This is a genomic window from Deferribacter desulfuricans SSM1, assembly GCF_000010985.1.
Lineage (GTDB): Bacteria > Chrysiogenota > Deferribacteres > Deferribacterales > Deferribacteraceae > Deferribacter > Deferribacter desulfuricans.
On sequence record NC_013939.1, the window covers coordinates 776,515 to 802,069 of the forward strand.

A 25,555-nucleotide genomic window follows, 5' to 3' on the forward strand; every position below is an offset into this window, starting at 1 on the left:
TGAATATTTTGATTAATTGTTGTATTATAAATAATCTGGTAAATAAAAAATGTGCCCAAAGGAAAAATCTATTTTTGGAAAATATAGAAGATATTTTGATGCAATCAATGATGCCGTTTTAATAATAGATAAAAACTATAATATTAATGATGCCAATATCAAAACTGAAGAACTTCTTGGCATTAAAATTAAAGATATTTTAGGAGAAAAGTGTTTTGTAGTTTTAAATGTTGGTTTTTGCCCTGGAGAGAAATGCCCATTACCTAAATGTAAATTAAATAAGAAAAGAAGTGCTTTTGAAACTAAGATTAATGGTAGATTTTATAAGGTGATTGTTGATCCTGTTTTTGATGATGATGGTAATTTTGATGGTTCAGTCCATATTATCATGGATGTGACGGCTAATAAAGCTAAAGAGTTGCATCTAAGCCAGCAATTAGCAATTAATAATGAAATATTGGAAAATGCTCTTGTGTGGATTGATATTCTTGATAAAGAAGGGAATGTGGTACTGTGGAATAAAGCTGCTGAAAGGATTTCTGGGTATAGCTCAGAGGAGGTAATAGGTAATCCTAAAATTTGGGAGTGGCTTTATCCAGATGAAAATTATAGAAATGAAATTTTTCAAAAAGCAAAAGAGATACTTGAAGGGAAACTGAATGTCATTGATTTTGTTACAAAGATAAGAACCAAATCTGGTGAAGCAAGATATATCTCTTGGTATTCAAATAAACTGTATGATGTGGAAGATAATTTTTATGGCAGTTTAGCAATTGGTATTGATGTCACTGATAAAGTAAAAGCTGAGGAGAAACTCAGAAAGAGTGAAGAGAAATTTAGAGTGGCGTTTTATACTAGTCCAGATGCTGTTAATATAAACAGATTGGAAGATGGTTTATATGTTTCTTTAAACAAAGGTTTTACTGATATTACTGGATATACCGAAGAAGAGGTGATAGGTAAGACAAGCAAGGAACTAAATATCTGGTATGATTATAAGGATAGAGAATATTTAACAAAACAACTTAAAGAAAATGGAATTGTAAGAAATTATGAGTCAAGGTTTAGAATTAAAGATGGATCTATTAAATATGGTTTAATGTCAGCATGTATTATAGAGATTAGTGGTGAAAAATATATTTTAAGCATTACAAGAGACATAACTGATTATAAAAAAGCTATTGAAGAAAAAGAGAAATTACAACAACAATTATTTCAAGCACAAAGATTAGAGTCAATAGGACGTCTTGCTGGTGGTATTGCCCACGATTTCAATAATATGTTGAGTATTATTTATAGCTACATACAACTTGCACAGATGCATCTTGACGAAAAAAGCCAAGTTTATAGTTATATAAATGAAATTTTTAGGGCTTCTGAAAGAGCTACAGATCTAGTAAAACAGCTTCTAGCTTTCGCAAGAAAGATGCCAGCTCAGCCAAAAATTATAAATGTAAATGAAATTATTTTTAATATGCTGAAAATGTTAAAGAGGGTAATACCAGAATCAATTGAATTGAAATTTGAGCCAGTAGATAATAATTGTTTTGTTAAAATAGATGAAGTTCAATTAGAGCAAATTATAACAAATTTGTGTGTAAATGCAAAGGATGCTATAAAAGATAAGGGTAGAATTATAATTCAAACACAAAAATATATTGTAGAAGAGGAAGCTAAATCGCTCGTTGAATTAATTCCAGGAAAATATGTTTTAATATCAATTTCAGATACAGGTGAAGGGATAGAAAAGGAGCATTTGAGCAAAATTTTTGAGCCTTTCTTTACTACAAAGGAGCTTGGAAAAGGGACGGGGCTTGGTCTTGCAACTGTTTATGGAATAGTAAAACAAAATAATGGTTTTATTAATGTTTACAGTGAAAAAGGGGTCGGTACTACATTTAAGATATATTTTCCATTGATAGAGGAAACTAAAGTTAAAAAGTCGGTTGATATGGGCAATAAAGGGTTAATCTATGCCAAAAATAATGAAACTATTTTGGTGGTAGAAGATGAAGATTATCTTTTAGATGCTATAAAAATGCAATTAGAAAGTTTGGGATATAGAGTGATCGCTTTTAATAATCCAGAAAAAGCCTTAGAAAATATAGTAGAGAAAAAAATAGATTTTGATTTGATTATTACGGATGTGATTATGCCAAAAATGAGTGGGAAAGAGTTTTTTGATAAGGTAAAAGAGGTTATTCATGAGCCAAAAGTAATTTTTTGCTCTGGCTATCCTGAAAGTATAATCTCTGCTGAAGGGATAATCGGTGAGAATATAGAATTTATCCAAAAACCCTATCATATAGAGGATTTAGCCAAAAAAATCAGACGACTCTTAGACAGTTAAAATTATAAATTAAATAAGTATACAAGAGATTTACAGAATAAGATGATATGTTTTTTAACTGGATTGCTTCGCTAACGCTCGCAACGACGGCATTCTGTGGTCAACGATGCAGGGAATGTTGCCGAATCAATCTCATAATTATATTAATTATCAATATGTTATTCTATTGAGCAACTTCCACATTTAAATATTAAATTGCTTTTCTAACATAATATTTAGAATTGTTCTATCAGTATCAATCATACCTTCTTTGCTAATTTTACCCATACTCTTGATAGTGTCCTCAGTAGTGGATCCTATAATCCCATCTGATGATTGAGCAATTATCCCTTGTAGTGATAAAAGTGCAGATCTTACAGCTGAGCCACCGGCTGTTGCAAGTTTCAACGCACATCCAGCTTTTGCACCATCACAAATTACACCTGCAAGATCCTGAACTACATTTTTTATAGCTCCACCTATATGTTTTTGATTACCACCTAAGAGATATGCTATCCCTGCAGCTGCTCCTGCACCTGCTGCAATTGAACAACCACATACTGCAGAGAGTCTACCTGTAAATGATTTTATATAAGCAGTTACAATATGACTCAAGGCAATAGCTTTATAAACTTCTTTATCGCTAACTTGCACATAATTTTTTACAATCCAAATAGGTAATATTGCAGTAAGACCATGGTTGCCACTGCCTGCAGAACTCATAGCCGGAAGACTTACTCCTGACATTCGTGCATCAGCAGCAGCAGATGTGTATATTCTAGCATCTGTTTCCATATCTCTCGTAATAAGTTTTTGTCTGACCATCCTATCAATAGCTAGTCCTACTCCAAGGCCAGGGCCGTGTTTTAACCCGTATTCAGCCAATGCCATATTTGTATCAACACCTTCTTTAATAAATACAAAATCCTCATCATCTAAATCATCAAGCATATCTATTAAATTATCTAAACTTAAAGATGAAAGCCATTTTTCCATTTCTGCTATAGATTCTTTATTCTTTTTTACTTCAGTAAGTAAGTAGTCATTAATGATTCTTTCACCATTTTTATAAAGTGCAGTGATGTTATTATGATAATTTTCAATAATAGCCTGGCTATTTTCTCTGTCTGTAATAATTTTTGTGTCAATATAAATTCCTTTTTTTTCATTTAGTATATTTATTTCTATTATACTTTTTTTCACTAAATTTTCTGCTTCACTTAAAATATTTTCATTGGCTAGTGATAAAATTTCTAACTTTAATTCAGGCTTTTTAATAATAATACCGAGAGCAATGGCAAGATGTAGGCCACTTTTTCCATTTGTCCCTGGAATAGCTACAGCTAGAGCATTCTTATATAAATTTGGGTCTAATCCAACCTTTATTGATTTAATATTTGATGTATCTGACAATAAGCTTGCCGCAGCTGCCGAGCAAAGGGCTAAAGCAACTGGTTCAGTACAACCTAAAGCTGGAGCAACTTCCATTCTTAGTATTTCTTTAACTGTGTACATGTAGCCTCCTTTAAAGAAGTACATTATATTAGAAATAAATATATTTTCAAATATAAATTCAGTAATATTGAATATTGACTTTTTGAAGCTTGGAAAATTTATTATTTAAGTTGTGGAAATTAACAGTAAAAATTTAACTTTTTAATATTGTTTTATAAGTACTTATAATAGTTATATTTTTCAGTTTCTGAACAAATTAAATAAATTATGAATAAATTAGTGAAATATTTTTTCTTCAGGCGATAGTGTGTCGGATTAGTCCCGTCAAAATCACCGTCAGTCTTTTTTGTTAATTTTCTGTTAGGCTTTGTAAGTGATTTATAGATAGAAAAAACGATGGTGCCCAGGGGCGGAATCGAACCACCGACACGAGGATTTTCAGTCCTCTGCTCTACCGACTGAGCTACCTGGGCTCATCCATCAAAAGCAGGGTGTTTTTACAAAAATTATTTAACAAAGTCAAGCACTTTTTTAAAAAATTATCCTTGCCAGCCTAATCGTTTGGAAATTTCTCTAGCATATTTTTTAGCTGTAGGATAAATCTCATCAAATATTTTTTCATCTGTCATTCTGCATGCTGGACCTGTAACACTTAAAGCAGCAACAGGTACACCTAAATAGTCTTTTATTGGGACAGCTATGCACCTGACTCTTTCTTCGAACTCTTCGTTATCGAGTGCATAATCGTTTGCTAATACCTCTTTTAGGTGTTTTTTCAATTCAGGCAAAGATGTGATAGTGTTGTTAGTATATCTTTTTAGTCTTGCACCCATATACATGCTATTGATTTCTTCTTCTGACGCATAAGCAAGTTGTATTTTTCCAATAGCTGTACAATAAGCAGGAACATCTTTTCCAACCCTTGATACAACTCTAACATTTTGATTTGCTTCAACCATATCTAAATAAACCACAAACCCTTTTCTTAAAATTCCTATATAAATTGATTCATTAACTTCAGCTACAATCTTTTCCATAAAAGGTCTTGCAAGTTTTAATATATTTAATTTATTGATAAACTGTTGTCCAAGGTTGAAAATTTCTATACCTAATCTGTAGTTTTCTGTTTCAGGGTTTTGCTCGATATAACCTCTTGACTCAAGTGTTGCAAGAAGCCTAAAAACATTGTTTTTATGTAAGCCAAGTGCTTTGCTGAGCTCTGTTACTCCAAACTCATCTTTATTTTCACTGGTTCTAAATACTTCAAATAGTTGTAGCGCGTGTAAAACTGATTGAACAAGTTTTACATTTGATTTGTAAGTCACATCTCACCTCTCATTAATATTTCTAATAAAATATAACACTGTTTAATTGAAAAATCAACTAAACATATAAATAAAATTAAATATGACAGTTAATTTATTTAACAAAATATATGTTGTCAATTTTTATTTTCTGTTAAAAAGCAAATAATCAACTTTTTAATTCTCTTGTTCTAAAATTATTCATAATTTTTTAGTTTTTTAATAAATATCCTCATTGAGTTTAGAACAGCTATTAGTGCCACACCCACATCCGCAAATACTGCCTGCCACATTGTAGCAGCCCCAGCTATACCCAAAGTAATAAAAATAACTTTTACAGCTAAAGAGAATATGATATTTTCCTTAGCATTTTTTTTGGTAAGTTTAGCAATTTCGATAGCTTTTGGCACAGATATAGGGCTGTCATCCATTATAATTATATCTGCTGCTTCTATTGTGATACTACTTCCAATACCACCCATAGCTACACCTACATCACTAACGGCAATCACTGGGGCATCATTGATCCCGTCACCAACGAAAACTACTCTTTTCTTTTTATTTTGGGCTGATAACTTTTCTTTAATTTCATTTACTTTTTTTATTTTATCTTGTGGGAGTAGGTTTGCATAAAACTCTTTAATCCCTATTTGATTTGCAATTTTTGAGGCAGCACTGTAATTATCCCCAGTCAGCATAATTATATTTTGGATACCGAGTTTTTTAAGTTTATCTAAAGCTAACTTTGATTCGCTTTTCACTATGTCATCGATTAAAATGTATCCCAAGAATTTGTTATCTACTGCAACATAAACTACAGAGTGGTCAACATCACAATCATCATGTTCTATATTCATAAGATGCATAAGTCCATCATTACCAACGAAAACAGTTTTTCCAAATACCTTTGTTTTTATTCCATAACCTTTAATTTCTTCATATTCTTCTATTTTATTTATATCTATTTCACCTTTGTATTCATTGAGTATTGCTTTTGATATTGGGTGGTTAGAGTTAAACTCTGTATAAGCAGCAAATTTCAAGATTTCTTTTTCCGTAGCTCCGTTTTTAGTTACAATTTTATTTATTTTGAATACACCTTCTGTTAAAGTTCCTGTTTTATCAAAAGCCACAGCTCCTGTATCTGTTAAAGCTTCTAAATGATTACTACCTTTTACTATAATTCCATTTTTAGCTGTTTTGCCTATCCCTGCAAAATAAGAAAGTGGTATCGAGATTACGAGCGCGCAAGGGCAGGAAATAACAAGTAATATCAATGCACGATAAATCCATAAAGTATAGCTTTCCTGTAAAACTAATGGAGGTATAAAAGCTATAAAGACTGCAGTATAAACAACTATAGGAGTGTAGATTTTAGCAAATTTTGTAATAAATTTTTCGGTTTTTGACTTATTTTCTGTGGCATTTTCCACTAAATCTAAAATTTTAGATATTGTAGAGTCTGAATAAGGTTTTGTAACTTTTATTTTTAGGAGGTTACTATCATTAATCATCCCTGATAATATTTCATCGCCTTTTTTTACTTTTTTTAATTTGGACTCTCCAGTTAGTGCTGATGTGTCTATAAAACTCTCACCTTCTATAACTACCCCATCTAATGGAATTTTTTCACCTGGTTTTACTACTATTATTTCACCAGCATTAACTTCGTCTGGTTTTTTAGTGATATATTTTCCACTTTTAATTACTGTTGCGTATTCTGCTTTTAGGGAAAGTAAATTGGTAATCGATTTTTTAGATCTATCTACAGCCAGATCTTGTAAAAATTCTCCAATGATGTAAAAAAGCATTACCGCAACAGCTTCTGGTAACTCTTTGATAAAAATAGCACCAATTGTAGCAACAACAATTAGAAAATTTTCATCAAAAAGCTGTCTATTTTTTAAGTTGTTCAATGATTTTAAAATTACAGGGTATCCAATTAAAAAGTAGGGTATAAGGAATAAAATATATTCTACAGTTAAGTTTGGGACAGAGATGTTTTTATAAATTAATGCGATTATGTAGAAAAAGAGAGATAAAAATATTTTTGTAAGCATAAATTTTTTGTTAAATTGTTCGTTATCATTATTTATTTTACTAAAATCGATTAATTCAACACCTGGATCAGTGCTTTTTACTATTTCATTTGCTGTGTTGAAGTAGTCTTTTTTTAGGAGAACTGTTTTATTTGTAAAATTAACATTAATAGTATTGTCATTGAGCCCTTTTTGAAGAGCTGTTTCGATTTTTGCAGCACAACTTGGACAATCTAAATTTTTTAGAATATATCTTCTCTTATCCATGTCTTATATGCTCCAATGCGTTTTCAAAAAGCTTTTCCACGTGGTCATCATCTAAAGTGTAATAGATGTTTTTGCCGTCTCTTCTGCTTTTCACAAGTTTTGCAACTTTAAGGTTATTTAGCTGGTGAGAGACAGCAGAAACGGAGATATTTAACTTATCAGCTATATCATTTACGCATAACTCTTTTTTGTCTAAGATACTTAAAATTTTGATTCTGGTTGGATCACCCAATATCTTAAAAAGATACGACAGTCGTTCGATTTCATAATCCTTTAACATATAAAACTCCTATATTTGTTCATTTGTTCAAATTTATGATTGATAAAATGATTTGTCAAGAAAAATTTCCTTTATTTTTCGATAAAAAAGAATTATTAGTTAAATAGTAAGAAAATATGGGAGATTTTTTATGAATGTGATTTTTTTCAATATAATTTTTATAATAAATCAGCTGATGGTGTCTGCACACTTTTTAAGGCATTCAAATATTGTTTTAACGGCTTTTTTTATGATTTCTATCATTATAATTTTTTTTAATGAAAAGATTAAAAACAACCTTATTAAAACTCTTTCTATAATCAATATTCTTGTATGGTTATTTACTATGTATCAAATTGTAAAAATTCGAATTGCATTTCATGAGCCGTTTATTAGAGTAATCATAATTTTGGGAGTAGTTATTATTTTAAATATAGTTACTTTATTATTTTATCCAAAAAAAATTAATCGTTGATTTATTCGTTTTATTTTTATAAATCTTATTATTACTGTAAAAATATCAGGAGGAAATACGTATGAAATACAACCCTGCGGAGATAGAGCAAAAATGGCAAAGTAAATGGGAATCTGAAAAGGTTTTTAAATGTGAAGCTGATAACAGCAAAAAGAAATATTATTGTTTAGAAATGTTCCCTTATCCATCAGGGAAAATCCACATGGGGCATGTTAGAAATTATGCAATTGGTGATGTGATAGCTCGTTATAAGTTGATGCAAGATTATAATGTTTTGCATCCAATGGGGTGGGACGCTTTTGGTTTGCCTGCAGAAAATGCTGCTATAAAAAATAAAGTTCATCCTGCTAAATGGACTTATTCAAATATCGAATATATGAAAAAACAGCTTAAAATGCTTGGTTTGAGCTATGACTGGGATAGAGAAATTGCAACTTGTGATCCTGAATATTACAAATGGGAGCAAAAAATATTTATTGAGATGTTTAATAAAGGGTTGGCTTATAAAAAGACATCGTTGGTAAACTGGTGCCCTGATTGTAATACAGTTTTGGCTAATGAGCAGGTCGAAGATGGTAAATGCTGGAGATGTTCAAATGAAGTGGAGATAAAAGAGATTGAAGGATGGTTTTTCAAAATTACTGATTATGCTGAGGAATTACTTGAATATACCTATAAACTTTCTGGTTGGCCAGAAAGAGTTCTTACAATGCAAAGAAACTGGATTGGCAAATCAGTGGGAGCTGAGATAGATTTTAAAGTTGATGGTATTGATGAAAAAATTACTGTTTTTACAACAAGGCCTGATACCTTGTATGGTGCCACATTTATGTCTATTGCACCAGAGCACCCTATTGCTAAAAAACTGTTGTCTGGTACTGAAGTTGAAAAGGATGGGTTAGCTTTTATAAATGAGATATTGAAAGAGGATAAAATTAGTAGAACAGCAGAAGATAAGGAGAAAAAAGGATTTTTTACGGGTAGATACGCTATAAACCCTGTAAATGGGATGAAAATACCTATTTATATAGCAAATTTTGTATTGATGGATTATGGTACTGGTGCTGTTATGGCTGTTCCTGCTCATGACCAGAGAGATTTTGAGTTTGCTAAAAAGTACGGGTTAGACATTATTGTGGTAATTCAACCTGATGGTGAACAGTTAGATCCTGAGAAGATGACAGAAGCTTATACCGGCCCAGGAAAAATGGTAAATTCAGGAAAATTTGATGGTTTGGATAATGAAAAGGGGAAAGAGGAGGTCATTAAATATTTAGAAGAGCTTGGAGTTGGTAAAAAAACTGTGAATTATAGATTGAAAGATTGGGGGATATCAAGACAGAGATATTGGGGTACGCCAATCCCTATAATTTATTGTGATGATTGTGGAGCTGTACCTGTTCCTTTTGAAGATTTGCCTGTTAAGTTGCCTACCGATGTGGAAATAACTGGTGCAGGCAATCCTTTAGAGCAGTGTGAGGAGTTTGTAAAAGTAAAATGTCCAAAATGTGGCAAAGATGCAAGAAGAGAAACTGATACAATGGATACTTTTGTTGAGTCAAGCTGGTACTTCTTAAGGTATTGTTCACCTCATTGTGACACGAATATTTTTGATAAAGATGAAACAGAATATTGGATGCCAGTTGATCAATACATTGGTGGAATAGAGCATGCTATCCTTCACCTATTATATTCAAGGTTTTACACCAAGGTGTTGCGTGATTTAGGCTATATAAATTTTGATGAGCCTTTTGAAAGACTTTTGACTCAAGGTATGGTTTGTAAGGAATCTTATAGATGTGAAGAACACAACTGGTTATTCCCTGAAGAAGTTATCGATGGAAAATGTAAACATTGTGGTAGAGATGTAATTATCGGTAGAATTGAAAAGATGAGTAAGTCTAAAAAGAATGTGGTGGATCCTGAAGCCTTGATTGATCAGTATGGTGCTGACACAGCAAGACTATTTTCACTTTTTGCAGCGCCACCTGAAAAAGATTTGGAGTGGAGTGAGCAAGGTGTAGAAGGTGCTTTTCGTTTTATAAATAGGGTTTGGAGATTGGTAGTTAATCATATAGATTTGATTAAAGAGTATTATGGTAAAAGTTATAATGTGGATGGAAAGCTTGAAAAAGAGATTTTATACCATACTCATTTGACTGTTAAAAAGGTTACAAATGACATTGAGCGTTTCCAGCTTAACACTGCAGTTGCAGCTATTATGGAATTTACAAACAATTTATATCTAATAGAACCAAAATTAGCATCGGAGTCAGAAAAAGCTCTGTTTGCTGATGCACTTGTAAAGCTAATAAAGATTATTTCACCGTTTATACCTCATGTTGCTGAAGAGTTATGGAATAGGTGTGGGTTTGAAGGGTATGTATCAAAAGCTGACTGGCCAGCTTATGATGATAAATTTACTGTAAAAGATGAAATAACTATTGCTGTGCAAATAAATGGAAAAGTTAGGGCTCAGATTAATGTGCCAAGAGATATTGAAAAGGATGAAGCTATAAGGCTTGCTAAAGAAAACGAAAAGGTTAAGAACTATATTGATGGTAAGCAGTTGATAAAAGAGATCTATGTGCCAAATAAGCTCGTTAGTTTGGTAGTTAAATGAAAAAATATTTTGTATTGTTGCTGGTGATATTTGTCCAGCTGTCCTGCGGATATAGGATAGCTGGACTTGATGATGTTAATGTAAAAGAAAGATTTTTTGTTTCTGATATTTTAAACTTAACATCTGAATCTGAATATACATCTGTTTTAACTTCTGAAATATATGATTTTTTTAGTAAACATAATTTACTAAGCAAGAGCAAAGAAAATTCAGCTCAACTTGTGGTAAGGTTAAAAAAAGTAAATTATGAAAGTAAAATTTTGCAGTCTTATTCAAGGGCCACATCTTCTGATTTAAATATCATTGTTGATATAGAAGTTAAAAAAGATGGGAAGAGTATTTACAAAAACACATTTACTGATTCAAACTCTTACATAATCAGTACTAACATTACAGAAACCTTAAACAATAGGAATGAAGCTTTTGTAAAAAGTATAAACAATATTTTGATGGATTTTATAAATGACTACAAAGAAAAAAATATTAATAGCGGGAAGTGATAGTTTTATTTCTGATAGGTTAGATGAGTTAATTCCTGATGATGAAAATATTGAAATTAAGAGGTACAATGAGGAAAATTTTAATATTGAAGAAGTAGTTGATTTTATTTCTACAATATCACTCTTTTATGAAGATAAATACTTAATTGTTAAAAATATTCATAAAATTAAAGAGTTAGAAGACAGTTTGAATTATTTTTCAGGTGAGTCAGAAGCACATATTGTGTTTACATCTGAAAACAATAATCTTATTAAATTATTTAAAGATCATTTTGAAATTATAAAAGAAACAAAACATTCATATAAAGATTTTGTAGTGCAGGTTATGGAAATTTTTAAGTCAAAAGGGGTTGATATTGAGTTTAATGAGGCTAAAGAGATTTATGAGCTATGTGGACGAAATATTGACTTGATAAAGCAGGAAGCAGAAAAGATATCAATCTTTTTTTATAATCAGAAAATTGAGAGCTTTGATGAAATTTTGAAACTTATAAGCTCCTCAAATGTTAATCTTGTATTCAAATTTTTGGATTCATTTTATGTGAGAGATAAAAGAAAAACATTAGAATACTTAAATGAAATGATTTCGGCTCATGAAAATCTAATGATGGTGTTTTACATGCTTGCAAAAAGAGCTAATGAGATGTTTTATTATAAAATTAATCCAGAACTTGTTAGCGGTCATGCTTATAAAATTTCGCAAATAAAGTCAGCAGTAAGTAAGTGGAAACTTGATGAACTTTCTCAACTAATAGAAAATTTATATTTTATTGATAAGAAATTAAAAATATCTACTATTTCTTTGGAAAATGAATTAATTTCATTAATCAATTCATTGTAAAAATTAAATTTCATTTTTGTAGTTGAATACACATCAATATATGCTTGACTTGATACTTACAAGTAAAATGCATTGAAAAGCAATTTTAGTAGCTATAATTGCTATTATTGTATAACTCTCTTGTTTTATTTTTAATAACATTGTTTGTATTATTTAATAGAATATAAAGAACAAGTTTACTTTACAATTTATATATCTGTGTTATAATTCATTAACGAGTGAGATAATGAAAAAGTTATTAATAGCTGTTGCTATTTTAATAATTATTCTTACAAATGTTTATTCATTTGAAATCAGTGATACTTATGTATATCTCCCTTCTTCAGAAGAAGTTACGAAATTATATGGTAAGGATTTTGTTGAAAGTAATGTGGATTTTTTACCTATTTATAAGAACAAAGTGGATTATGATGGATTAAAATCTTCTAAGCTTTTTGTAGAAAAAGGTACTAATAATTTCATTTATATTTTAATAAATTATACCAAAGATGCAGATTCAGCTCTTACAACGTTTTTTCAAAATTTAGAGAGGGCATTTGCTGCGAGCGGTAAAAATAAAAAAGCAGAAAAATTAAACATTGGTGATAAGGGCTTCTTTATGCCAGGAGATATGGGGGTATATGGAGTAAAATATGGTAATTTTTTGATTAGAGTAAATTGTACTAATGTTTTTGATGGGAAGAAGGCACTTGTATGGATTTTAGATAAAATTGTTAATAAAAAAAATTCTAACAATGTAAATTTGGCTAAGATAAAGTATTTACTGATAAATGAGCTTTATCTTCCCAAATCCAATATTATAAACAAGGCTGGTGTTAAAAAGATTAAAGTAGGAATTCAGTTGTTAAATAATTATAAGGAAGTTTATTCTTCTGTTAAAGATTGTGAATTAAATTTAAAGCAAGAGTTAAATAGTTTTAATGTAACGGTTAAATATCCTGTAAATAGAAAGTTTTTAGATATTTTGGATAAATTGAATGGTGGTAGTTTTTTTGTATTATCTATTTCTGGATATAAACCTTTGATTATAAATTTAGATAAGCAGGATTTTTATTTATTATCAGATCATATAGAGTATAGGCATGATTCTTCTTTGAGTATGGATCTTTTTAAAGAACCTGTTTATTGTAGTAAAAACGGTCATATAGATGAATCAGTATTGTTTAATAGAAAGCTTGGTAAATATTTTTGGTTAGTTAATTCAAGAACAGATTATATAACTATTGCAGAATACGATAAAAAGAGCGGAATTAGCAAAATACGATTAATTAATAACAAATATAAAGTTAAAAGTCCTAAGTTGATTCTTGATGATAAGGGGGATATTGTTGTAATACATGGCTATAAAGATGAGCTATATACAATAATCGATAATGAATTAGAGCCTATTGCAAAGCCAAATATTATAGGTGAGAAAAATTTTGATTTTGATCCATACAAATATTACCTTTTTAAAGGCGAATTGATTAGAGAAGGGGAATGGTTGGTCCCTTACTATAGTTCTTATAATCAGATAAATATTATTCCTCCGTATTCTAATTATAGTTATGTGAGGGATTATTTTTGTGATAAACTAAAAGTAGTATCATGTGGTTATAATACGTTGAAAAAAGAAGTTTTGGCTAAAAATTTGAAGTTTGAAAATTCGGCTCAAGTTTATGTTTATTGGAAAGGAAGATTTGAAGTAAAAGGAGACCTTAAGAAAAAACCAAGAACTGAAATATTAAGTAAAAGAAAAACTGATACTTGTAGCGAAGAAGTAACATCAATAGAGTATCAGTGCAATTCTTTTAAAGATTATTTTAATGGAATAAAAGTTGCTGATGTAGATATGACAACTGATGATTATCGAATGGAGTGTATAGAGGCAAGAGATTTGCCTGTGAATTGTGAAGGTAATCTTTTTGTACCTGTGAACTTTGGTGTTAAAATAAAATTTTGTGGACTTAACAAATGTATTATGAATAAGTATGAAGGTCCTTATGATGAGATAAGATATTGTGACAATGGAGTTATCAAAAGTAAGGAGATTCATCATTCTGGGTGGATAACTTTTGAAGATCAGAATCAAATGAATATAAAAGTTAAAGTAAACAAAGTAAAATATAATGAAAAAGAAGATAACTTCTTTGTTTCAACTAAAAATGCAAAAAGATTGGTTTTTCATGGTCGTGTAATAAGCAAGGATGGAAAACCTATTGTTGATTCGACAGTTTCTATAAATGGAAAAAGTGTTAAAACTGATAGTGATGGAAGATTTGAAATTATTTTTGATATCAATAAAGGATCAGAAGTAAAAGAATATGATTTGGAGTATACTTTATATAAGAAAATAAGTGGTTTAAATATTGAGCTTTTATCTCAAGAGAAAATTTATCCTAATGGTGGTTATTATAAGATTAAAATAAGCGCTTTGAATGACAAAAAGCCTCTTAAAAATACGGAAATTTCAATAGAAAAAATAACTTCTTTTTATAGGAAAGATGGTAAACAGATTTTCCCTTCAGGTTTTGAAAATGGTATGTTTATTGGAAAAAAAGAAGAAACAGATGATAAAGGTATATTGACTTTTAGCTTTAAATCTCCCGATTTTAAAGGTGATGGTATAAAGAAATTTCACAATATTCTTTTTCCAATATTTGCTGAAATAAAAGTTTGTGAAACTATAAATCATTATTGTGATTCTTTTAAAGTAATAATAGATGATCCTGCTCCTAAAATAGAAGTAAGAATCCCATCGGGTATTGAGGAAGGGGTTTGGCAATTAAAACCTTCTACTATAAAGATTGAAGATCCAGACAGTAAAAATTTTACAATTCAGATTAGAGCATATGGCAGATTAAAAACAGTGGGTAGAGATACTATAACCAAGAAAAATGAGCCTCTTATATATAAAACTGATAAAAAATTTATTGAGTTTTACTATGAACCTTTAAAATTTGGAGACGATTTAGCTGGAAATTTACCAAACGTTTTGAAAATGTATTTAGATACAAACTTGAATGTTTTATTAGGTTTTGTTGGAGTAGGAGGTAGTGTTTTAGCGGAAGGTGGAACAAAAGCATTAACTAATATTCCTGATTTTAAGATTAAAAATCTGGTTATTAAGACATCTATTTTGAATAAAGCTAATATTAATATAAGTAACAAAGAGACATTTTTAAAATATTTATATGATTCTTCAACTAAAGGTATGTCTGCTTCTATGATGGGACTAACTTTGGGAGATATGAAGGAGGGCGTAACTACTCCGGATATTGTTAGTATTACTGATTGGAGTATAGGTTTTGTGGATTTAATAGGCGGTTCTTTTTCTAATTCGATAACTCATAGTAAAGCTTTTAAGGTGAAGTCATTAGAAAAATTGGGGGGAGCTACTTTAAAGAAGTTTTCAAAATCTGGCTCTTTAAATAAATTAATAAAAGTTTTGAAAATTGATAAGTTAAGTAAAATTTTAGGAGAAAATAGTGGTTTAAGTGGAGCACTATCTGTGGAGTTGGCAAAAGCATTGTGGGCAAATGCAAAGACAACTTACGAGATTTTTAATCAATATAAACAGATAGCAGAATCATATCAGGATATAATTTTCGTTCCTGTTGCAATTAGTGTTACAGATGAATCTGGTTATGGTACGTCTGTTATTAGAAAAGTTGGTGTAAAAATTAATAAATTAAATAATTGGTAATGATATGTTAAAAAGAATAATTATTTTAGTATTTTTTGTTCTAGTTTATTCATTGATTTATGCTTATGATAATTATGAATCTATTATTAATGAGTATGTGGAAGCTTGTCAGTCTAAAGATTTAGATAAGATTGCAAATCTTATAGATAATTCTAATAAAAGTTTTTACCAAAAAGTTCTGGCTTTACATAAAGCTATTTTTGATAGTATGGATTTAAAATTTAACAATGTTAAAGTGATAGATAAAAAAAGTTATAGTGATATAGATATTGTTACAGTTGTTACTGATATCGATCTTAAATCTGGTAAAGAGGTATTTAATAAAAAAGATAACTATATTTTTGTTTTCAGAAAAAGCAATGTTAAGATAATCAAAATAATAAATGATGTTAATTTTAAATTATATAAGAAAGCTGCTATTTATTCATATTTTTTAAAGCAATTGTTTGCTAATCAGGATGCCAGTGTAGAAGATAATAGTTCTATTAAAAATTTAAAAGCTTATAATAATCTTGTTAAAATAGATTTATTAGCTACAAGTAAAGATGATAATATATTAAATAATAACGATTCTTCTTTGAATTTTAAAGTTTCTTATGATGGGGATTCAATGTTTTTTGGTTATTTTATTGTAAAAATGGTTGGTAATGAGAAGGAGGTTCATAAGGTACCTTTGCTATTAAAAAAAGGCATGGTTAAAAATATTGTTATAAAATCTCAGATAAAACCTTTTTCTAGTGGTGAATATGTGGCTAATGTTGTTGATAGTAGATATAATTTAGTTTCAACATTTAAATTTATAATTAAATAGAGGTGGGCTATGAAGAAAAGTTTGATACTGGTTATGTTGATGATTTTAATTGCTGCATGTACTCAAGATATGCAAAAACTCAAAGAGGAGAATAAGCGTTTATTAATTCAGATGAGTAATTTACAAAATAAAAATGATGAATTAAGTACTGAGTTAAAGAAATGTAATAAATTAAATAAAATTTTAAAAGAGGAAAAAAGCTATAACTATACTGAATTAGCAAATTTAAGAAATGAATTAAGAACATTTTTAAAACAACAAATAATGCAGATTGAGAAATTAACAAATAAAACTGTTTTAATGGATTATGTAGGGGGAGAGGTAATAAAAAGGGAAGGGAAAAATCTTGAAGGTAAGTTGTTAGTCTATAAAGGGAAAGTTTTTTCAAGTGGAGATGAGATAAGAGGGGTAAGGGGGTTCTTTGCAAGAGATACCAAAATTCAATTGAAAATATTTAGAAAGTTTGAAAATAAATATGTTTTGGTTGGAGAGTCTAAACTATATTCAGTAAAAGCGGGGAAACAATATATACAACTTGAAAATAAAATTGTTTTAGATCAAGGGGATATAATAGGTATCTATTTTCCTAAAGGTTACATAGATGTTTATTATAATAAGGTACCAGGAGGATTTGTGATATTATCAAATACACCTAAGTTGGGTGAATCGATAAATTTGAAAGAAGCACAATTTACATTTTCAATAGGACTAATGGGCTATTTTGAGTAGATATTAACATTACTTTTTTTTGTTAAGAAAGCGTAGTTTTGCTCTGTAAAGTATAAATAGAATTAGTAGTATAAAATTATTTGAAGTTCCAGTGGAGCAACCTCCTCCACCGCCACTACTACTTTGACTACTTTCATTATTAACTGTATTTTGTTGTTCATGTTTTATTGTATATAAAAAATCATATAAATTTAATCTTTTCCCAGAATAATTTTTTAAATCTTCACCTGTTGAGTAAAGGAAATTTACTATTTCTGATTCAGTTAGTGAAGGCTTTTCTAAGAGTGCTAATGCCACGGCTGCAGAAACAACAGGTGTAGCCATAGAAGTGCCAGATTCATATGCGAAAGCATCAGATTTGTTACTCCCTCCAATCTTTAAGAAATCAATTTTTACAGCTCCAGCACCACCTTCATAGCATATTTTGTATTTCACATTTTGAGATGTAGTAATATTTGATACAATATAGTAAAATTCATTATTTTGTATGCCACTTTGACTTGTTAGCTTTACCCATGTAGAGCCGTTATCAAAAGAATTATAGACCACTATTGAGCCATTATCAGTATTAATATTAGCTAATGCAACAAACTTTTTATAAGTAAAATTTTGTAGTTGAAATGTGTTCAATAATGTTGTTTCAATAGAGTTATTATCACAATTGACAGAACTATTTGTTGAAAAAGTTAAATAATTATTTTCTACCTGCCAACCATTATAACTAAGGTTATCAATACTCCCTGAAAAGTCTTCATTTATTATTAAATATGGATTAGATATGTTTTTTAAAAGAGATTCATTGTAGGTGCTGATAATATAATCTCCTGGAGCGTAAATATCTACCCAGGCCCCATAATTTGAATAGGATGCAAGATAATCATCCTCTTTTGTGGCTCCCACACTTATTACACCATTGTAAGCAGCAGGATAATTTTTAATATCATCACCATCATTACCAGCTGCAGAAACTACGATAACTCCTTTATTAATTAGTTGATTTATTGCATTATATTCTTCATCACTATAATCGATACCACCTAAACTCATATTTACAACTTTTATAGGATAGCCTTTATCTATTAAGTCTAAAATTTTTGCGATAGATTCTAATTCATCATCAATTGTAATACTTGCATCTGTTCCACAAGCGATTTTTAAATTTAAAATTTTAATTTTGTTATTTGTAATACCCGCAATACCAAAACTGTTGTCCGTATTTGCTGCTATTATACCTGCAACATGTGTCCCGTGTCCCACTATATCGTAAGTGGAGTTATCAGAGTTGCAAAATGAAAAGCCATAATTACCAAAATCTCCACCGTTTAAAATTTTCCCTTCTAAATCTACATGATTGTATGCAATACCTGAATCCACTACAGCAACAATAAGTTCATCATTACTATTGACTAAATCAATTGCTTCTGGCCAGTTGATATCGGTATCATTTTCGTTGTTTAAATACCACTGTTTATCAAAAAATTCATCATTTGGTATATAAAAAAGCTCTCTTTTAACAGGTTTTACATATTCCAATTCATCTTCATTATAGTATTTCAAGATTTCATTTTTATCCCCTTTTACATACGTTCGGTTTCCTATTGAAAACTGTTTAATTTTTTTGTCATAAATTTGAATAAATTTTTTAAAGTTTGGATTTTTGAGTTTAAAAAGCTCACTATGAGCAAAACTACTTATTATCAGAATTATAAATAAAATTTTAATGATTAATTTCATAATTATTATCCTTTTTAGATATGTTGCACAACATGCTTACCTCTTGTTAGTTAATATAATCATGAGATTGCTTCGTCGCATTTGCTCCTCGCAATGACAGGGAAACTTGTCATTGCGAACAAAGTGAAGCAATCTTCTGCTTCAACGTTTTACTCGAGATTGCTTCGGCAGCTTATGCTGCCTTGCAATGACACAAGATACTGTCATTGCGAGCGTTAGCGAAGCAATCTGGAACTTGAGTATATTTTACTGTGCAACACCCTCTATTTATTTAAACAAAAAGCCACTACAGGATCGAAACCAACCCTTATAGCACCCCAATGCTTGCCATCTATAAAAATGGGCATTGATAGATCACAAATAATCTCTCCAGTATCTCTCATATATGTTTGAAGTAAAAATTTTTCTTGATTCCTTGCTGCTGCAATACCAGTAAGGTCATTAAAAATCCTTTTATCTCTACTGCTAATAAGGTCTTGTTCATAATTGCCTGTCAATGGTTTTGAGTATTTAGAATTATGCGTTGGTGCATAACCGTTTTTATCCACACAAAGTGTAAATATAGCACCTGGTATCTCATTTACTGCTTCATCATAAATCCTCTGTAACTCCTTTTCAAAATGCTTATCATAAACAGTGGAGTATTTTTGTGGGTTAGTGTTAGGAATTGGTCTGTAATTTGTATCAAAAATATTTACACCACTATTTTTAATGTTGTTAATTTTTTCAACACATAGCTCTTTATATTTATTTGCTAACTCAGTTATTGTTTCAAATTTACACTCACCAGCACCTGTTTTAAATTTTGAAACAAGTACCTGCATAAGTTGTGTTTCTTTGTTGAGCTCTTCCGTAGCACTATTTGCTTCATCCATGCTTGTTAAAACATCTTGACTTAGGTTGTAGATTTCTTCCACACTTTGATGAATTTCGTTATTTGTGATAGATAATTCTTCTATAGCTGATGCAATCTTTAATAACTGTTCTCCGTTAACTTCAAATTCTTGTATCATTTGTTGAAACTGATTTGCCGTTTCACCAATAATTTCTGTAGTGTCTTTAACATCATCAACTATCTGCTCGCTTTCTTCTTTTGTTGTTTTAACATTTGTTATCATATTTTTTATATTTTCGTTTATATCATCTGTTGCTGATTTTACTTTTTCTGCAAGCTTTCTTACCTCATCAGCTACAACCGCAAAACTTCTACCATGCTCACCCGCTCTTGCTGCCTCTATTGCAGCGTTTAATGCTAGCAAATTTGTTTGATCTGCAATATCTTGAATCAAACCTAAAACCCCTTTTATCTGCTCAGAGCTATTACTCAAAATATCAACAACATTTAGAAATTGCATAAACTGATCATTTACCTTTTGAATTTTATCTGCAACTTCATTCATTTTCTCTAGAGAATCTTTTGCTGAATTTATATTATTTTGAGTTGATGAAGTCACATACTGGGTATTCTCTGTAATTTCAGTAATTGCAACATTTGCTTCATTACTTGCATTGAAAACTTGCTCTGCCAACTCCCCTTGTTTTTTTGAATTGAGAGTTGCTTTACTTATTTTTGCTTTTACTTTTGCAGAACTTATTGCTATGAGGATACCGTGAGATCTTACGGAATCGATTATTTCTCTTAATTTTTTCAAAAAGCTGTTGTAACTGTTTGATAATTCACGAAACTCGTCATATGTTGTTACAGGAAGGTCTTTTGATAGATCACCTTCGCCACTTCCAATTTCATTAAATATTTCAATGATTTTTTTTACAGGTATTAATGTTAAATATCTTAAAAAATATAAGATAAAACATGAGGATAAAAATGACAAGATAAGTATAGCTAAATAGTATGTATTTGTGGTAGATAAAACTTTAGCTACTTTTTCAAAATTATTATTTGAGATAAAATTTATTATTTTAGATTTTGAATTTAAGAAAATTATGTATGTTATTATTTGAAATAAAAACAAAAAGAAAATATTTCCGATTAATTTTTTGGTTATAGAATTAAAAAATGTTTTTTCAAAAAATAAATAGAGTTTTTTCATTAAAGACCTCCATCTTATAGAAAATAAGTTACCCCTTGTATGTTTTTGATCTTTTTATAGATTTCGAATAATTCATCTTTATTAATAACTTCCACCTCAACTGTTACTGATAGGTATTTATTCGACTTACTTAGATTAAACTTTAGGTTTTTGTTTTTTTTGTTTTGAAAAAGTAAGATTACTTTATTTTTAAAAATTTCGGTATTGATACCAATAATCTTAAAAGTGTATAATGTGGGAAATTCTATTACCTCATCAATGTTAATATTCATATACACCTCTTTATGTTATATAATCACACAATGTTTTTTTATTCAAGAAATTTTTACTGTATTCCATTTGTTTAATCCACATTCCAAAAATTTTCCCTTTACCTTCTAGTGATTTAAGTTTTTTTAATGATTTGTCGCTGATTGGTGTTGGTGTTTTATTTTCAAAAAAACTTCCAGGAAGTGGCATGAAGTAGTGAGCGTGCACCCTTACTTTTGACTCCCATTTTTCAATCCATTTTATACTCTGTTCTATATCTTTATCTGTTTCATCTGGTAATCCAAAAATAAAGTCCACGTCCACACCAAATCCGTATTTTAAGAATAGGTTTATTGTTTTTTCTACCTGTATCAAATCAGTTGGTCTATTTATAATTTTTAATAATCGTTCACTGGCAGTTTGAAGACCAATAACTACTTTTTTGTTTGAACAGTAATGGTTCATCAGTTTTATTAAATCTTCATTTACATGAAAAGGGTTTAGCTCAGATGGAAAAGAGCCAAAAAATATTCTTCCATTATTCTTTGTAATAGATTTTATGGTTTTAAAAAGTTCTTCGATGGCTTGTAAGTTAATTCCATTTTTATAGTTATATATGCCAGCATCAGGAGTTATAAAACGAAAATCTGTTTTTTTATTTTTGTATGCAAAATCAACATCAATTGCTATAGATTCTATATTTCTATGTCTTATTTTCCCTTTAAATAGTTTTGGAGTTTGGCAATAGTGGCAATTAAACAAACAGCCCCTTGTAATTTCAATTGGTCCAAAGATATGGTGTTTTTTTGGATAGGAACTAAACTCATTTAGATTAGTCGAAATTGTTTGTCTGTATATTCTTTTTAGGCTGTTTTCTAATAAATCGTTTACAATTTCTTTTACGGCAATTTCACCTTCACCTACACAAACAGAATGAAAGTAATTTAAACATTCATCGCTTTTAGCAGATGGGTGAGGCCCACCACAGATTAAGACATTCTTATCTATTAGTTTCTTAGATAGTTTGAAATAGAAATCTTTATTTAATGAATTAAATGAGCAAAATATTACTGAGTTTTTAATCTGTTTTTGTGATGCACTTTCATTGGAAATTATTTCATATGGAAAGTCGAAATATTTCTCAAAACTCGCAGCAATTGCTCTTATTGAATATTTGTTGTATTTATCTTTTATAAAAATAAAATTCATGCAGCAACTTTTTTCACTACTAAAGTTAGCCCTTTGACATCAACAACTAATACTTTATCATTAACATTGATATCGTCTTCAGAAATTATATCCCAGTATTCTCCGTTTATAAAAATTTTCCCTTTTTTTCCATCCCATTGCATAACTTCTGCTGTCATCCCTATTAGTTTTTCAGAGCCTGTTTCAGGTTTTCTTTTGAAATCCTTAAATATAACTTTTCCTAAAATAAAAGCGATTAGTCCTATCAATCCAATGATAGTGAGAATCATATAAATAGACACACCTATCCCCATACTACCTTTTACTTTAAACAACATGTTAAGACCAATTGTTATTAAAATAATAGCAGATATTGTGAGCAAACCATAGCTTGGAATAAAAATTTCTAAAATTAATAAGAGAATACCTGATAAAAATATCAGGAGAGCTAATAGATTTATTGGTATAATATTTAATCCTAGTAAAAAAAGTATGAATGAAATTATCCCTAATCCTGCAAAAATAAAAGTTCCACCAAATTTAATTTCAAGATATATTGATAAAAGTGTGATAAATAAAAGTAATACCAAAATATCTGGGTTGCTAAGAAAAAATTTAAGTTTTTCAAATTGAGTAGGCTCAATCTCTTCAATCTGGATATTATCATTAAATATATTTTTTAAATACATATTTAGTTCTTGATTATTTTTTACGACTTTGTCTATAAGCTTAAATTTTAAAGCTTCCTGTGCAGTATAACTTTTAGAATCTTTAACCATTGATATTGCTTTTTCAATATTTCTATTTCTTTTTTCTGCAATGGATTTCATAAAAGCAATAGTATCGTTTTCTATCTTTTTACGCATATCTCCATCAATATCTTTACCAAAAATTGACACAGGATGAGCAGCACCGATATTTGTTCCTTCAAACATGATGGCATAATGAGAAGCCAGCACAATAAACGAACCAGCTGAGCCAGCTCTTGCTCCAGGTGGAGAAACAACTGTTATCACAGGGATTTGAGAAGTAAATATGGATTGAACAATTTCTCTTGTAGATGTTAGTAGTCCACCTGGTGTGTTTAAGTATAATATTAGCCCATCTTTATTTTCACATTTTTTTATCGTTTGTTCTATAAATTTAGATGTTACTGGTGAAATTACACCATCTATTTTTATTGCACAGAGGTTGGCTGATATTCCGTATCTAACTAAAATAAAAAATATAAATAGGGTTAAGATAAATTTATTTTTCATTTTTAAGATGGAAAAAGTAAACACCAGTTTTTGATGCAAACTTTCTATAATATTTGGTTGGGAAATAATCTATAAGCTCTTCTTTATACCAGGTGTTCCATATAGATTTAAATTTACCACACAATATTAAGTTTTCAACGATTTCATTTTTATAATCTTCATGGTCAGTTGCAATAAAAAGCTCCCCGTCTTTTACGAGCTTATCTGATAACAACTGCAAAAATTCTGGTTTTAATAATCTGCGTTTATGATGTTTTTTCTTCGGCCATGGATCTGGAAAGTTTACAAAAAATCTTTTAACACTATTATTTTCAAAAAGTGCTACAAAAAATTTGGCATCAAAATGGATTAGTCTAACATTTTGGAGATTATTTTTTTCTACACGATGAATGGCTTTTCTGATAACCTTTTTTACAACTTCAAAACCTAAAAAGTTTTCATTTTGCCATTTTTGAGCGTAATGAGCTATAAATTCTCCATTTCCTATTCCTATTTCTACATTTACAAGGTTATCATTTTTGAAAATATCTTTAAAACTAATAGATTCATAGTTTGCAAATGGTTTTAGTTGAGGTTTTATTTCCTCAGAAAAAACATAAACTTTACTTTCGAAATCCAATTTTAAATTTATTTTATTTACTACATCTGCTTCCATCTAACTCCTTTATCGTAATAAACTTTTAATTTGTTATCTGATTCTAACCAGCTTAAATAACCTTTTACAGTTGAATTTATTAGGCTGATTAAATCTAAATTGATATGGATATCAAGCTCATTTATCAAAATATCTGTAATCTCCTCTGCAGTATTTCCATCTGCATATTTATAAATTTTATTATAAATATCTAATAGGTGTTCTTTATTAATTTTGATCACATTTGTAGATTTGTTTTTTGATAAAATCCCTTTGTGACAAAAAATTATTTTTTCAAAATTGAGTTTTTCTAATTTTTCTAAGGATTTGTAGTATTCTTTTGGATTGAATAAATAGAGGAGCTTATATTTTTCTATCAATTCCTCAGAAAACAGTGCATCACCTACAAAAAGAATATTTTCAATTTTAAATCCTATCTGTGCAGGTGAATGGCCAGGTAGATCAATTATTTCTATGTTAAGATCATCTAAGATTTGAGTAGCCAAATCTATAGGCTTTGCTGATTCAACTTTTTCGGCCTTAAGAAATTTGCTAGTAATAGCAGTATAAGCAGCACCACCATAAAGAAGTGATGGTTCTAAATATGGATAGGTTAAAAAGGATAATTCATTTTTATGTATATAGACTTCACACCTATATTTGTTGTGAAAGAAAAAGTCCCCACCTACGTGATCTGCATGAGAATGTGTATGAAAAATCGCTTTAACACTTTTTCCTAATAGTTTATCAATCTTTTTAGCGTTGGACGCATCAAGACAGCTGTCAAACAAAATTACTTCATCATTTAAAACCAAACCGCAAGTATAAGATGCTTTTTGATCAATTACAAAAAGATTATCCGTTATTTCAATAATTTTCATTTATAAATTTCTCTAATTCATTTATTAGCTCATCAGGATTTATACCATGCATCATACACCCTTTTTCAATAGATTCATTTTGTACTCCAAGACAGCTAACACAACCCATATTAAATTTTTCAAATACTTCAACAACCTTAGGATATTTTCTCAAAACGTCTACTATAATCATATCTTTACTTATTTTCATAACTCACCCCCTATGATTAGCAAATATAACATTAAAAATAATTATTGACAAT

20 protein-coding genes and 1 tRNA gene are annotated in these 25,555 nt (G+C 29.6%); 8 read left to right on the forward strand and 13 right to left on the reverse strand.

Features of this window, described 5'->3' with window-relative positions; genetic code table 11:
- Window positions 1-49 precede the first annotated feature (49 nt).
- Window positions 50-2,350, forward strand: coding sequence for a hybrid sensor histidine kinase/response regulator (locus DEFDS_RS03940; protein WP_013007510.1), 2,301 nt, complete (start codon window positions 50-52; stop codon window positions 2,348-2,350).
- 183 nt (window positions 2,351-2,533) lie between these two features.
- Here DEFDS_RS03940 and DEFDS_RS03945 read toward each other — a convergent pair whose 3' ends face one another.
- From DEFDS_RS03945 to DEFDS_RS03965, 5 genes are all read right to left on the reverse strand, one after another.
- On the reverse strand, window positions 2,534-3,844 hold the full coding sequence (locus tag DEFDS_RS03945) for a serine dehydratase subunit alpha family protein (RefSeq protein ID WP_013007511.1): 1,311 nt from the start codon (window positions 3,842-3,844) through the stop codon (window positions 2,534-2,536).
- Window positions 3,845-4,181: 337 nt separating this feature from the next.
- Window positions 4,182-4,257: transfer RNA gene (locus tag DEFDS_RS03950), tRNA-Phe, on the reverse strand.
- Between the two features lie 66 nt (window positions 4,258-4,323).
- Window positions 4,324-5,109 (reverse strand): IclR family transcriptional regulator, encoded by a 786-nt coding sequence (locus DEFDS_RS03955; protein ID WP_013007512.1) that lies wholly within the window; start codon window positions 5,107-5,109, stop codon window positions 4,324-4,326.
- A gap of 176 nt (window positions 5,110-5,285) precedes the next feature.
- Window positions 5,286-7,394 (reverse strand): heavy metal translocating P-type ATPase, encoded by a 2,109-nt coding sequence (locus tag DEFDS_RS03960; RefSeq protein WP_013007513.1) that lies wholly within the window; start codon window positions 7,392-7,394, stop codon window positions 5,286-5,288.
- Window positions 7,387-7,674 carry an ArsR/SmtB family transcription factor gene (locus tag DEFDS_RS03965; RefSeq protein ID WP_013007514.1) on the reverse strand — a complete coding sequence of 96 codons (288 nt, stop codon included), beginning with the start codon at window positions 7,672-7,674 and terminating at the stop codon, window positions 7,387-7,389. The genes DEFDS_RS03960 and DEFDS_RS03965 overlap by 8 nt, the downstream gene beginning before the upstream one ends.
- Before the next feature lie 130 nt (window positions 7,675-7,804).
- Here DEFDS_RS03965 and DEFDS_RS03970 point away from each other — a divergent pair, with 130 nt between their 5' ends.
- The 7 genes from DEFDS_RS03970 to DEFDS_RS04000 all read left to right on the forward strand — a co-directional run bounded on the left by DEFDS_RS03970 (window position 7,805) and on the right by DEFDS_RS04000 (window position 17,317).
- Window positions 7,805-8,128, forward strand: a complete 324-nt coding sequence (locus tag DEFDS_RS03970; protein ID WP_013007515.1) for a hypothetical protein — start codon at window positions 7,805-7,807, stop codon at window positions 8,126-8,128.
- A gap of 61 nt (window positions 8,129-8,189) precedes the next feature.
- Window positions 8,190-10,751: a leucine--tRNA ligase gene (gene leuS / locus DEFDS_RS03975; protein WP_013007516.1), complete on the forward strand. Its 2,562-nt coding sequence runs from the start codon at window positions 8,190-8,192 to the stop codon at window positions 10,749-10,751.
- On the forward strand, window positions 10,748-11,251 hold the full coding sequence (locus DEFDS_RS03980; protein WP_013007517.1) for a hypothetical protein: 504 nt from the start codon (window positions 10,748-10,750) through the stop codon (window positions 11,249-11,251). Before leuS ends, DEFDS_RS03980 begins: the two co-directional genes overlap by 4 nt.
- Entirely contained in the window at window positions 11,214-12,092 is an 879-nt protein-coding gene (gene holA / locus DEFDS_RS03985) for a DNA polymerase III subunit delta (RefSeq protein WP_013007518.1), read from the forward strand. The genes DEFDS_RS03980 and holA overlap by 38 nt, the downstream gene beginning before the upstream one ends.
- A gap of 226 nt (window positions 12,093-12,318) precedes the next feature.
- Complete coding sequence (locus tag DEFDS_RS03990; protein WP_013007519.1) at window positions 12,319-15,777, forward strand: hypothetical protein; 3,459 nt, start codon at window positions 12,319-12,321, stop codon at window positions 15,775-15,777.
- Between the two features lie 4 nt (window positions 15,778-15,781).
- Window positions 15,782-16,588, forward strand: a complete 807-nt coding sequence (locus tag DEFDS_RS03995; RefSeq protein ID WP_013007520.1) for a hypothetical protein — start codon at window positions 15,782-15,784, stop codon at window positions 16,586-16,588.
- A gap of 9 nt (window positions 16,589-16,597) precedes the next feature.
- A complete protein-coding gene (locus DEFDS_RS04000; RefSeq protein WP_013007521.1) occupies window positions 16,598-17,317 on the forward strand; it encodes a hypothetical protein in 720 nt (239 codons plus the stop codon).
- 9 nt (window positions 17,318-17,326) lie between these two features.
- Here the strand turns inward: DEFDS_RS04000 and DEFDS_RS12570 are convergent, their stop codons facing one another.
- From DEFDS_RS12570 to DEFDS_RS04040, 8 genes are all read right to left on the reverse strand, one after another.
- On the reverse strand, window positions 17,327-19,051 hold the full coding sequence (locus DEFDS_RS12570) for a S8 family serine peptidase (RefSeq protein WP_013007522.1): 1,725 nt from the start codon (window positions 19,049-19,051) through the stop codon (window positions 17,327-17,329).
- Window positions 19,052-19,314: 263 nt separating this feature from the next.
- Window positions 19,315-21,102 (reverse strand): methyl-accepting chemotaxis protein, encoded by a 1,788-nt coding sequence (locus DEFDS_RS04010; protein ID WP_013007523.1) that lies wholly within the window; start codon window positions 21,100-21,102, stop codon window positions 19,315-19,317.
- A gap of 14 nt (window positions 21,103-21,116) precedes the next feature.
- Window positions 21,117-21,374, reverse strand: coding sequence for an HP0495 family protein (locus DEFDS_RS04015; RefSeq protein ID WP_013007524.1), 258 nt, complete (start codon window positions 21,372-21,374; stop codon window positions 21,117-21,119).
- Window positions 21,375-21,384: 10 nt separating this feature from the next.
- Entirely contained in the window at window positions 21,385-22,560 is a 1,176-nt protein-coding gene (locus DEFDS_RS04020) for a TIGR04013 family B12-binding domain/radical SAM domain-containing protein (RefSeq protein WP_013007525.1), read from the reverse strand.
- Window positions 22,557-23,798 (reverse strand): NfeD family protein, encoded by a 1,242-nt coding sequence (locus DEFDS_RS04025; protein WP_041223604.1) that lies wholly within the window; start codon window positions 23,796-23,798, stop codon window positions 22,557-22,559. The genes DEFDS_RS04020 and DEFDS_RS04025 overlap by 4 nt, the downstream gene beginning before the upstream one ends.
- Window positions 23,788-24,453 carry a tRNA (guanosine(46)-N7)-methyltransferase TrmB gene (gene trmB, locus DEFDS_RS04030; protein WP_013007527.1) on the reverse strand — a complete coding sequence of 222 codons (666 nt, stop codon included), beginning with the start codon at window positions 24,451-24,453 and terminating at the stop codon, window positions 23,788-23,790. Before trmB ends, DEFDS_RS04025 begins: the two co-directional genes overlap by 11 nt.
- Window positions 24,438-25,313, reverse strand: a complete 876-nt coding sequence (locus DEFDS_RS04035) for an MBL fold metallo-hydrolase (RefSeq protein WP_013007528.1) — start codon at window positions 25,311-25,313, stop codon at window positions 24,438-24,440. The genes trmB and DEFDS_RS04035 overlap by 16 nt, the downstream gene beginning before the upstream one ends.
- Window positions 25,300-25,503: a DUF1858 domain-containing protein gene (locus DEFDS_RS04040; protein ID WP_013007529.1), complete on the reverse strand. Its 204-nt coding sequence runs from the start codon at window positions 25,501-25,503 to the stop codon at window positions 25,300-25,302. Before DEFDS_RS04040 ends, DEFDS_RS04035 begins: the two co-directional genes overlap by 14 nt.
- Between the last annotated feature and the right edge of the window lie 52 nt (window positions 25,504-25,555).